General features: G+C 69.6%; 8 protein-coding genes. 4 read left to right on the top strand and 4 right to left on the bottom strand.

Annotation, left to right across the window (positions count from 1 at the left end; genetic code table 11):
• Positions 1-22: 22 nt before the first annotated feature.
• On the top strand, positions 23-1,270 hold the full coding sequence (locus tag ACFV15_RS09680) for an alpha/beta hydrolase fold domain-containing protein (RefSeq protein ID WP_378349779.1): 1,248 nt from the start codon (positions 23-25) through the stop codon (positions 1,268-1,270).
• Here the strand turns inward: ACFV15_RS09680 and ACFV15_RS09675 are convergent.
• Positions 1,267-2,679 carry a hypothetical protein gene (locus ACFV15_RS09675; RefSeq protein ID WP_378349778.1) on the bottom strand — a complete coding sequence of 471 codons (1,413 nt, stop codon included), beginning with the start codon at positions 2,677-2,679 and terminating at the stop codon, positions 1,267-1,269. The genes ACFV15_RS09680 and ACFV15_RS09675 overlap by 4 nt on opposite strands.
• 82 nt (positions 2,680-2,761) lie before the next feature.
• Entirely contained in the window at positions 2,762-3,358 is a 597-nt protein-coding gene (locus tag ACFV15_RS09670) for a hypothetical protein (protein ID WP_378349777.1), read from the bottom strand.
• Positions 3,359-3,518: 160 nt separating this feature from the next.
• Between ACFV15_RS09670 and ACFV15_RS09665 the strand changes: the two genes are divergently transcribed.
• Both ACFV15_RS09665 and smc read left to right on the top strand, forming a co-directional pair.
• A complete protein-coding gene (locus ACFV15_RS09665) occupies positions 3,519-3,806 on the top strand; it encodes an acylphosphatase (protein WP_378349776.1) in 288 nt (95 codons plus the stop codon).
• Between the two features lie 88 nt (positions 3,807-3,894).
• Positions 3,895-7,506, top strand: coding sequence for a chromosome segregation protein SMC (gene smc, locus ACFV15_RS09660; protein ID WP_378349775.1), 3,612 nt, complete (start codon positions 3,895-3,897; stop codon positions 7,504-7,506).
• Positions 7,507-7,557: 51 nt separating this feature from the next.
• Here the strand turns inward: smc and ACFV15_RS09655 are convergent, their stop codons facing one another.
• Both ACFV15_RS09655 and ACFV15_RS09650 read right to left on the bottom strand, forming a co-directional pair.
• Positions 7,558-9,105, bottom strand: coding sequence for a sodium:solute symporter (locus ACFV15_RS09655; protein ID WP_378349774.1), 1,548 nt, complete (start codon positions 9,103-9,105; stop codon positions 7,558-7,560).
• The gene (locus tag ACFV15_RS09650; protein ID WP_378349867.1) at positions 9,092-10,333 is read right to left on the bottom strand and encodes an anhydro-N-acetylmuramic acid kinase; all 1,242 of its coding nucleotides are present in this window, start codon (positions 10,331-10,333) and stop codon (positions 9,092-9,094) included. Before ACFV15_RS09650 ends, ACFV15_RS09655 begins: the two co-directional genes overlap by 14 nt.
• Before the next feature lie 140 nt (positions 10,334-10,473).
• Here ACFV15_RS09650 and ftsY point away from each other — a divergent pair, with 140 nt between their 5' ends.
• A complete protein-coding gene (gene ftsY / locus ACFV15_RS09645) occupies positions 10,474-11,745 on the top strand; it encodes a signal recognition particle-docking protein FtsY (RefSeq protein WP_378349773.1) in 1,272 nt (423 codons plus the stop codon).
• The last annotated feature ends 92 nt before the right edge of the window (positions 11,746-11,837 follow it).

Here is an 11,837-nt window from a genome sequence, read left to right as displayed (position 1 = left end):
AGGGCGAGGGCACACTGGTGAGGTGGTCAACTCACTGGCGGGGCCGTGGATGCCGACGAGCACGGAAACGCCGCTGCTGCGGCGGGGTCCCTTGCTCGTCAGCTCGTTCGTGGCCGCGCTCGGCGGCGCCGCCATCCCGGCGGTGACGCTGCCGCCGTTGTGGCGGATGTGGCAGCTCCACGCGATGGTGTTCGGCCTGCTGGCGTTGATCGAGACGGTGGCCGTGGTCGCGCTGTGGAGCAGGCCGACGCGGCGCACGGTGCTGATCGGCGCCGCCTCGGCCGGCGCCTGGGTCGTGGTGTGGCTGGCGGGGCGCGGGCTCGGCAAGCTCGGCGATCCGGATCCCTGGCAGCCCGCCGACGCCGTGTTCGGCGGGACCGACTACCTCGCCGTGGGATTGCAGGCGGTGGCGGTGCTCGGGCTGCTGATCGTCGCGACCGGTGATCCGAGGCCGCCGTCGATCGCGAAGTGGGTCGCCTCGTGGATCGTGGGCTTCCCGCTGCTGATCGTGACACTGGCGGCGAGCGCGGCCGGAGTGACCGCCGCTTCCGACGGCTTCACCGGAACGGGTGTTCCGGGCGACGCGGTCATCGCCTCAGCACTGCCAGCAGGGCGGATGAGCACCGTCGAATACTGCCGTCCTGAGGGCGTCCCGCTGCCTATGGACTTGCACATGCCCGCGGTGCGGGACACGCGGCGCGCACCGGTCGTGCTCTACGTCCACGGCGGCGAGTTCGTGCTCGGCGGGCGCAAGGCGGCAGGGCCGGGTGCGTGGCTCGCGGGTACCGACGGCGCGTTGTTCAAGGAGCTCACCGCCCGCGGGTTCGTGGTCGCTTCGATCGACTACCGGCTCGCCCCGGCCGCGCCATGGCCCGCCCAGCTCACCGACGCCAAATGCGCGGTCCGGTTCCTCAAGGCGCACGCGGGCGCGCTGGGTGTCGACCCGGCGCGGATCGGGGCGTGGGGCGGCTCGCTGGCCGCGCTGCTCGGCACCGCGCCGGGGTTCGACGAAGGCCAGTATCCCGGCCAGAGCAGCAGTGTGCGGGCCGCGATCGTCACGTCAGGGCTGGCCGACTACTCACGCCTCGATGGCCTCGACCGTGTCAAGCGTGCTCTCGTCCACATAGGACTGGATCCGGAGGCCCGCCGCGCGGCCAGTCCGGTCACGTATGGGGTGACCGGCGCCTTGCCTTTGCTTATCCAGCAAGGCGTTCCGGTCACCCCAGCCGGGAACGACCTGATCGGCAGCGCGGCGACGCTACTCGGCTAGTCGTCGAAGAGCTGGGCCCAGCGGCCGTCGAAGCCGCCGTTCGCCGCCGCGTACCACGCACCACGCAGCCAGGTGCCGTTCTCGCGGGAGGCGGCGGTGTTGACCGTGCCATCGTGGACGAAGAAGTCGTGCTGCCACCAGTACACGTTGGGTGAATCGGGGCGTCCGCTCGCGAGCTGGCGGGTCCAGCCGGAACTGTCTGTGCCAGTCCCTTGATAAGCGGGGAAGTCGTCGGAGGAGCCTTCGCGGTCCTCGTCCGCTTCGGCGGAATACGCGCCGTAGAGCCAATCCTTGTGGATGAGGCCTTCGCGGTCGTCGGTCAGGTCGGAGGCGCCGTTGTCGCGGGACTTGCTGTAGAAACGCTGGCGCCCGGTGCTCACCTCGGTCGCGCCCAGCTCGTTGACCACCGGCGATTCCAGTTCGACGTCGTCGACGGCCGACGACAGCCAGTGCTTGGACCAGGCCGGGTTCTGCGACCAGTGGGTGGGGATGAGGTCGGCGATGTCCTGCAGCTCGTAAGTGATCCGCTTGGCCTGGTACCAGTCGACGGTGTGCTCGTTGTCGTGCCCGGCGATCAGCGTCGACGCGTTGGCGAAGCTCAGCGTCTTCGCGCCCCAGGCGCTCACCGCGCTCGAAGACGCCTGCGGGACGAAGATGTAGTGGACGTTCTCGTTGACGTCCTTGCCGCTGATCTCCACCTCGGCGTCGTTCGTCACCGGCTGGCTGATCAGCGAGGCGTAGCTGTCCTTCACGTACCGCAGCTCGTGCGCGTGCGTGGCGAGCACGCTGCCCGCTTCGTCGGCCTGCCAGACCATCAGGTGCTTGCCGGTCGGCGTGGTCATGAAGTTGAAGCCGGAGTCGCCGCGCTTGCGGATGATGTGCTCGTGGTGATGCGTGATGGTCGAGTTGTTCACGTACTCACCGGCCGCGCCCGGTGTGCCGGTGACGCCGCGGACCACGATCTCGATCCGTTCCCAGTCGTGGATGGCGTCGCCTTGCTTGTCCGCCGCGTTGTACACGTGGAAGAGCAGCACCAGCGACTTCACACCGCCGCTGGTGTACTCGATCAAGGACGTGTACAGCGTCGGGCGGATGCGCCACCCGGCATACGGGCTGGTGGTCGCGTTCGCCGCCGAAGCCGCGACATAGCGCTCGCTCTCGACCCAGTTGACCCGGTTGGTCGCGAAGTTCTGGTCCTGGTCGAAATCGAAGTTGGTCAGCCAGTCACGGCCGTCCTGGCCGTTGTCCTCGTTGGCCCGTTTGAAGATCACCGGGGCGTAGTAGTTGAGGTAGGCGCGCCGCTGCGCCACCGTCAGCACGGGCTCGACGGCGCCTGCCGCCGAGCTCCCGATCACCGGCAGGGTGGCCAGCATGAGCGCCATGACCACGAGTCGAACGAAACGCCGCACGGTTCCTCCTCGCAGAACAGCGGTCAGGTCGCGTTCACCCAACCCGAGCGCGAGGCGCGCTGCGACGGCATTTCGGCCCCCGTTAGGGGTGCGTGGGGCTGGGGGAGCCGCCCGGCGAGGTGCCCGAGGAGGGCGGGTCGACCTTGGTCGTGATCGGGGACGAGGTCGGGGAGCCGGGCGACGACGGCGAGGGTGACGACGGCGACGACGGAGCCGAGGAAGTCGGCTTGGTCGGCCGGGTCGTCGGCGGCGTGGGGGTGCCGGGGTCGTTCGGGGTGGTGCCGGGGTCGCCGGGGTTCGGGGGCGGGGGTGGCGGGGCGATGACCGTGGTGGTCGGCTTGCCGTCCGGGCCCACGCTCACGACCGTCGTCGGGGCCGCCGACGAGGACGACGGGGCTCCTGGCGCGCCGGCGCCGGGGATCGTCTCGGGGCCGCCCGCGGTGCCGTTGCCCTGGATGACCTGGGTGGCGGGGCCGGAGCCGGTGCCACCGCCGAGCCCCGGGCCGCTGGCGTCGTGGCCGACGCCGGGTCCGGCCAGTTCGGCGACCGCGGCGAACGCCGTCGCCACGACGAGACCGCCCACCGCCAGTACGGCGTATCCGGTGCGCTGCATCAGTCCGTTCGTCTCACGCGGCGGCGCCACGGAGATACGCGGGCTCGCCTCGGGCCCAGGGGACATGCTGTTTGCTCCTCGATGGGGGACTTCGGGGATAGCGGGGAAACCGTGAAACTCCCACGGTCGGGGGACCCCTGGACGGGGACGTTATCACCGTCGATTCACCCTCAGCGAGCTAGAGCACGCTCACAGTTCACCCTCCGCAACCGGCACAATAAGTCCTGTGAGTGAGGAACTTGACGAGGTCCGGTTGACGGCGTGGGTGCACGGGCAGGTCCAGGGGGTGGGTTTCCGCTGGTGGACCCGGGCGAAAGCACTCGAGATCGGGGTGGTCGGCAGTGCGAACAACCTGCGCGACGGGCGTGTTGAGGTGGTAGCGGAGGGTACTCGTGACCACTGTGAGCGGTTGTTGACCTGCTTGAGGTCCGGAGAATCACCCGGACGTGTAGATCAGGTCATCGAGCGGTGGTCCGCGCCGAAAGGCGGCCTGACCGGCTTCGTGGAGCGCTAGCCCCCCACGTCCCACAAGTGGCGGAGCACCCCAGGTAACATTCGGCGATTGACAGAGGAAAACCCGAGGCCAGAGGGGTCTGCACCCAGTGCACCTGAAAAGCTTGACGCTGAAGGGCTTCAAGTCCTTCGCCTCGGCCACCACGCTGCGTTTCGAACCGGGTATCACCTGTGTCGTGGGGCCGAACGGCTCCGGCAAGTCGAACGTGCTCGACGCGCTGCGCTGGGTCATGGGCACCCAGGGCGCCAAGGACCTGCGCGGCGGCAAGATGGAGGACGTCATCTTCGCCGGCACCGCGGGCCGCGCGCCGCTGGGCCGCGCCGAGGTGACGCTGACCATCGACAACGCCGACGGCGCGCTCCCGATCGAGTACACCGAGGTCTCGATCACCCGCCGCATGTTCCGCGACGGCGCGAGCGAATACGAGATCAACGGCAGCACCTGCCGCCTGATGGACGTCCAGGAGCTGCTGTCCGACTCCGGTATCGGCCGCGAGATGCACGTCATCGTCGGCCAGGGCCAGCTCGCGCAGATCCTCGAGGCCAAGCCGGAGGAGCGCCGCGCGTTCATCGAAGAGGCCGCCGGTGTCCTCAAGCACCGCAAGCGCAAGGAAAAGGCCCTGCGCAAGCTCACCGCGATGCAGGCCAACCTCGACCGCCTCGGTGACCTGACCACCGAGCTGCGCCGCCAGCTCAAGCCGCTCGGCAAGCAGGCCGAGATCGCGCGCAAGGCCCAGTCCGTGCAGTCCGAGCTGCGGGATTCCCGCCTCCGCCTGTATGCCGACGATCTTGTCACCCAGCGCGACGCGATCGCCCGCGAAGAGGCCGACGAGCAGACCGCCCGCGCGCGCCGTGCCGAGGTCGAGCAGGCGTTGGAGCTGGTCACGGCGCAGGAGACCGACCTGGAGGCGTCGCTCGCCGAGGACGCGCCGCTGCTCGCTGCCGCACAGGACAACTGGTACAAGCTTTCCGCGCTGGCCGAGCGCCTGCGCGGCACCGTCCGCCTCGCCATCGAGCGTCAGCGGCACCTGTCGGCCGACGTCGCGGGCCACAGCAGCGGGCGTGATCCCGACGAGCTGCTCATGGAGGCCGAGGAGGCCGCCGAGCAGGAAGCGGAGCTCGCCGAGGGCGTCGCTGAGGCGCGTGAGCTGCTGTCGATGACCGTGCAACGCCGTGAGCAGCTCGAACGGCAGGTCCAGGCAGCCGAGCGGGCGCACATGGCCGCGGTCCGCGCGATCGCCGACCGCCGTGAGGGGCTCGCGAAGCTCACCGGCCAGGTCGAGGCATTGCGCTCGAAGAACGGCGCCACCTCGGACGAGATCGAGCGCATCTCGGTGTCGATCGAAGAGGCCGCCGCGCGAGCCGAGTTCGCCGTCGAGGAGCTGGAAGAGGCGCGCGCCGAGGGCGGTGTCGAGGAGTCTGACGACGCTGACCTGCAGGAACGTCACGACCGCGCGGTCGAGGCCAACAACTCGGCCAAGGCGCGTGTCGAAGAGCTCGTCAAAGCCGAGCGCACCACCGAGCGCGAGATCGCTTCCGAGCGCGCGCGTGTCGAGGCACTCTCGATGGGCTTGCGACGCAAGGACGGCGCCGGCGCGCTGCTCGGCGCTTCGCACGAGCTGCCCGGCCTGCTCGGGTCCGTCGCCGCGCTGCTGACCGTCGAGCCCGGCTTCGAGGTCGCGCTGGCCGCGGCGCTGGGCCCGGTCGCCGACGCGGTCGCCGTCGCGGGCGGCGAAGACGCGCTCGCCGCGTTGAAGTACTTGAAGACCAACGATTCCGGCCGGGCCGGCATCCTGCTCGGCGGCGGAGCGTCCACTGTGGACCACTCCGGCTGGCCGTCGCTTACCGGCGGTGCGCGCTGGGCCCGTGAGGTCGCGCGGGCTCCCGAAGCGTTGCGCCCCGCCGTCGAGCGCGCGCTGGAGCTTGTGGCCATTGTGGACGGTCTGGATGAGGCGCGGCGGCTGGTCGCGGTGCATCCGGAGGTCAGCACGGTCACCCGCGAAGGCGACGTCTTCGGGTCGCGCTGGGCCGCGGGCGGCTCGCAGCGGCGCGAGAGCGTCATCGAGGTGCAGGCCGCCGTCGACGAGGCGCAGGACAGGCTGCTCGCCGCGGAACGGTCGCTCGAGCGCACCGGCGCCGAGCTGGAAGGCGCGCGCGCCGAGCAGCAGGCGCGACGCGACGAGGTCGGCCAGGCGAAGGAAGCGCTGGGCGAGGCGAAGGTCCGCAAGGCGCGCTCGTCCGAGCGGCTCAACCGCATGCAGCAGGCCGCGCGTGCCGCCGAGGCCGAGGTCGAGCGCCTGCGCAACCAGCGCCTCAAGGTCGAGCAGAGCCGCGAGCAGGCGCTGACCCAGCTCGCCGAGCTGGAAGAGCGGCTCACGATGGTCGCCGACGAGGCCGTCGACGAGGACCCGGACACCGCCGAGCGCGACATGGCCGCCGACGAACTGGCCACCGTCCGCCAGGAGGAGATGGAAGGCAGGCTCCAGCTCCGCACCGCCGAAGAGCGCTCGCGCAGCATCGCGGGCAAGGCCGAGTCCCTGCGCCGCGCGGCAGCCGCCGAACGCCAGGCCCGTGACCGCGCCGAGAAGGCCCGCGTCGCCCGTCAGCGCGGCGCCGACATCGCCACCGCGGTGGTCGACGGCGGCGAGATCGCGTTGGAGCGCATCGAGCACTCCGTCCAGCGTGCCGCCGCCGAACGCGACGAGGCGCAGGCCCAGCGGCAAAGCCGCGAGACCGCGTTGTCCGGCATCCGCGGCAAGGTCCGCGAGCTGACCGGCGAGCTGGAGAAGCTCACCGACGCCGTGCACCGCGACGAGGTGCTGCGCGCCGAACAGCGGCTTCGCCTGGAGCAACTGGAAACCAAGATCGCCGAAGACTTCGGCATGGGACTGAGCGACCTCGTCGCCGAGTACGGCCCCGACGTCCCGGTGCCGCCGAGCGCCGGCGAGATGGCCGAGTACGAGGCGGCGAAAGAGCGCGGCGAGGACGTCACCCCGCCGCCGCCGATGCCGTTCGACCGCGCGACACAGCAGCGCCGCTCCAAGCGCGCCGAGAAGGACCTCGCGCTGCTGGGCAAGGTCAACCCGCTGGCGCTGGAGGAGTTCGCGGCGCTCGAGGAGCGCTACAAGTTCCTGTCGACGCAGCTCGAAGACCTCAAGGACACGCGCAAGGACCTGCTGACCGTCATCAAGGAGGTCGACGAGAAGATCCTGGAGGTCTTCGCGTCGGCGTACGAAGATGTCGCGCGCGAGTTCGAGATCGTGTTCAACGTGCTGTTCCCCGGCGGTGAGGGCCGGATGATCCTCACCGAGCCGAACGACCTGCTCGCCACCGGCGTCGACGTCGAAGCGCGCCCGCCCGGCAAGAAGGTCAAGCGGCTCTCACTGCTCTCCGGTGGCGAGAAATCGCTGGTCGCGGTGGCGATGCTGGTCGCGATCTTCCGTGCCCGCCCTTCACCCTTCTACGTGATGGACGAGGTCGAGGCCGCGCTCGACGACACCAACATGCGACGGCTCATCGGGTTGCTGGAGCAGCTGCGCGCGTCTTCGCAGCTGATCATCATCACCCACCAGAAGCCGACCATGGAGATCGCCGACGCGCTCTACGGCGTGAGCATGCAGGGCGACGGCATCACCAAGGTCATCTCGCAGCGCCTGCGCACCGAAGAGGCCGCGCCCGTGGAAGAACCGGTCACTGTCTAAAGGCTCGTGAGTGGTACGGCCGGTTCTAACCGGCCGTACCACTCACGACCCCTACGCCGCTGCGGGCTCTTCCTCGGGCTCGGGTTCGGGCGCGGGTGTCTTGTGGCGCAGCGAAAGCAGCCCGCCCACGACCAGCGTGATCACCACGCCGAGCAGGGTGTACCAGGGGTACGCGAGCGCGACCTTGTCACCGGCGGCCTTGCTGAAGTCGATGCCGATGAACGCGCCCGTCTTCGCGCTGAACTTCACGCCGAGGATCACGAAGGCCATGCCCACCACGGTCGCCACGAACGCGATGATCGCGTCGAGCTGGCGTGCCTTCTTGATCAGCAGGCCGAGCAGGAACGCGCCCAGCAGCGCGCCGTAGGTGTAGCCGACGATGCCGAGGCCCAGTTCGATGACCGCGTTCTTCGTCGTCGAGAACATCGACGCGAAGATCGCGAACACGATCGCCCAGATCAGTGTCCACAAACGACCATGCTTGAGCAGCTTCGAGTCTTCGGCCGACCTGTGCGTGAAGCGCTGGTACAGGTCCGCGACGGTCGACGTCGACAGCGCGTTCAGCGCCGACGCCAGCGCGCCCATGGTCGACGCGAGCACACCCGCGATCAACAGGCCGGACACGCCGACCGGCAGATCGTCGATGATGAACCGGGTGAAGACGTCGTCCGAGCTCTGCATGCCGAGCTGGCTGACGGTCTTGCGGCCGTTGAACACCCACAGCATCGAGCCGACCAGCAGGAACAGCCCGAACTGGATGGTCACGAAGATCCCGCTGCCGATCAGCGCCTTCTGACCGTCACGCAGGCCGCGGGTGGCCAGCAGGCGCTGCGCGATGAGCTGGTCCGCGCCGTGCGAGGCCATCGACAGGGCGGCGCCACCGAGCACGGCGGTGATGAACGCGTACGGGCTGGTCAGCAGATGCTTGCCGAAGTCGACGAGCATGAACTTGCCGTCGGCCGAAGCCTGGCTCGCCCAGTCCGACGGCAGCTTGTTCAGCAGCACGATCGCCGCGACGGCCGCACCGCCGAGGTACAGCGACAGCTGGATGACGTCGACCCAGACGACCGCCTTGATCCCGCCGACGTAGGCGTAGATCAGCGTCAGCACGGTCACGATGACGACGATCGCCCAGTAGTCCAGGTGGATGCCGTAGTGCGCCAGGATGAACTTGATCGGGATCGCGCCCGCGAACAGCCGCACGCCCTCGGCCAGCAGCCGGGTGATCACGAAGGTCAGCGAGGCCGTGCCCTGCAGCCCCTTGCCGAAACGCTTGCCCAGGAACTCGTACGCGCTCACCAGGTTTCCGCTGAAGTACCGCGGCAGCAGCACGAGCGCCGCGATCGTCCGGCCGATGATGTAGCCGAAAGCCAGCTGCAGGAACAGGAATCCGTTGCCGAATACCAGGCCTGGCGTGCTGATGACGGTCAAGGTCGACGTTTCCGTCGCCACCACCGAAAGCATCACCGCGGGCCACGGCAGGCTCCGCTCGCCGACGAAGTAGTCCGCCGACGATTTCTGTTTGCGGCCGACCAGTACGCCGATCAGCGGCATCGCCGCCAAATAGAGTATGACGATCGTTAAATCAAGAGGGCGCATTCGACTCTCCTACCCTTTCGGCGGTAACCCCGGAAACCCGCAAACGGGTGACGGTTTCGGACAGAGGGGTGGGCAGTAGCAGCGGCCCGTCGCCCGGCGTAATGCTGCCCAGCAAACGAAAACCGGTCGCGCCGGTGGCGGACGGCAGGTTCGCGGCCTGGCCGGTCCAGGTGAGCCAGCCGAGCAGTGCGGTCAGGTACGCCTCTTTGGCGACGCTCGGCACCCCGAGTTCGTCGCTGGTCTTGATCGCCGTGCCGGGCAGATTCTTGACCAATGCCCCCATGAGAGCGGGATTCTGCACCCCTCCGCCGGAAGCCACCACCGTTTTGACCGAATACCTCATACATTCTTCGGCGATCGTGGTCGCGGTCAGCTCGGTGAGGGTCGCGAGCAGGTCCTCGCCGGACAGTTCCGGCAGGCCCGCCATCGCCGCGAGCAGGTATTCGGCGTGGAAATGCTCCTTGCCGGTCGACTTCGGCGCCGGCTGTTCGTAGTAGGAGTCGCGCAGCAGCCGTTCCAGCAGATCGAGCCTGGCGACACCGCGGCTCGCGAGCGCGCCGTCGATGTCGCAGCGGAGTTCGCCGCCGGTCATCTCGGTGGCGGCGATGTCGAGCAGCGCGTTGCCGGGGCCGGTGTCGAACGCCAGCGTCTCGCCGCCGGGCTCGACGACCGTCACGTTCGCGATCCCGCCGATGTTCAGCCCGGCGACCGCGTGCCCGTTCGTCTCGGCGAGGTCGCGCAGCCAGAGCGCGTCGAGCGTGCTCGCGAGCGGCGCGCCGTGCCCGCCCGCCGCGATGTCGCGGACGCGGAAGTCGGCGACCACCGGCAGCCCGGTGCGCTCGGCGATCCACGCAGGCTGGCCGAGCTGGAGCGTGCCGTGCGCGACGCCGTTCTCGACCCAGTGGTACACCGTCTGCCCGAGCGACGCGACGACGTGCGCGTGCCCGCCTGCGAGCCGGTTGACGCCGATCCTGGCGGCCTCGGCGAACGCCTGGCCGACGCGGGTGTCGAGCTGGGTCAGCATGGCCGCGCTGCACGGTTTGGGCGGCAGCGCGGCGAGCAGGTCCGTCCGCAGCCCTTCGGGATACTCGAGTTCGCGATGGCCGAGGGGGACGAGTTCGACCAGATCGCCTTCGACATGCAACTCGGCGGCCGCCACGTCGATGCCGTCGATCGACGTGCCGGAGATCAGGCCGACGACCCGCAGGGCGTCGTAAGTAGGCACCACCACGCGGAGTGGTCTAGTCCACGACAGCGCGTGACGCAACCCCTGGCGTTGACTCTTGTCCCAACGGGTTGACACATCGTTATCCGTTGGCGGAGCGGTGGGTGCGTGCGGTCGCCTACGCACCTGCGAAGATGACGGCCGTGTCAAACGCGCCCTGGTTCTGGATCGTCGTCGTAGTCGTACTCGCGCTGGTCGTCGCACTGGTGTCGGGGCTGATCATCGCGCGCAAGCGCCGCATCAGCCTGGACAACAAGGCGGCCGCCGAGGTCGAGCAGAAACCCAAGGGCGGTAGTTACCAGGCAGGCAGCGGGATCGCGCTGGCGCCAGGCGGCGAGACTCACCCGGTCGAGGACCGGCCGGAGACCGACGGCCAGCCCGCCGTCGGCGACGACGCGGCCGTCCCGAGGGACTCGCCGCAGCGCCCGGTCGTCGACATCGTGCTCCCCGAAGCCGAGCCGGTGGCGCCCGTCGAAGAGATCGAGCCCGCGACCGGCCGCCTGGAGCGGCTGCGTGGCCGTCTGTCGAAGTCCCGCTCGATGTTCGGCCAGGGCCTGCTCGGCCTGCTCGGCGCCGGTGACCTCGACGAGGATTCCTGGCAGGAGGTCGAAGACACCCTGCTGGTGGCGGACCTGGGCGCCGCACTGACCGGCGAGATCGTCACGAGACTGCGCGACGAGCTTTCGCGCCGTGCCGTCCGTACCTCCGAAGACGCCCGCGCCGTCCTGCACGAGGTCCTCACGTCCACCCTGTCGACCGAGCGCGACCGCGCCGTCCGCGCGCTCCCGCACGTGGTCGACGGCCAGAAGCAGCCCGCCGTCGTGCTGGTCGCCGGCGTCAACGGCACCGGCAAGACCACCACCACCGGCAAGCTCGGCCGCGTGCTCGTGGCGCAGGGCAACACCGTCGTGCTCGGCGCGGCCGACACCTTCCGCGCGGCCGCCGCCGACCAGCTCCAGACCTGGGCCGAGCGCGTCGGCGCCGAGGTCGTCCGCGGCAAGGAAGGCGCCGACCCGGCCGCCGTCGCGTTCGACGCGGTCAAGCGCGGCATCGACCAGAGCGTCGACACTGTGCTCATCGACACCGCGGGCCGCCTGCACACCAAGACGGGCCTGATGGACGAGCTCGGCAAGGTCAAGCGCGTCGTCGAAAAGCTCGCGAAGGTCGACGAGGTCCTGCTCGTACTCGACGCGACCACCGGCCAGAACGGCCTGATGCAGGCGCGGGTGTTCTCCGAGGTCATCGACGTGACCGGCATCGTGCTGACCAAGCTGGACGGGACCGCGAAGGGCGGCATCGTCTTCCAGGTGCAGCGCGAACTCGGCGTGCCCGTGAAGCTGGTCGGCCTGGGCGAAGGGCCGGACGACCTGGCGCCCTTCGAGCCCGGTGCCTTCGTCGACGCTCTGCTCGGGTAGTCGTGGGTGTGTTTTGGCCGGTGTAAACCGCCCAAAAAAAAACCACCCCAAAACGGCGCGAGAAGCGGGGCGGCCGGGGGGGGAGCCGCCCC

Source organism: Amycolatopsis sp. NPDC059657 (assembly GCF_042734395.1).
GTDB lineage: Bacteria > Actinomycetota > Actinomycetes > Mycobacteriales > Pseudonocardiaceae > Amycolatopsis.
This window is presented reverse-complemented; position numbering and strand designations above follow the sequence as displayed.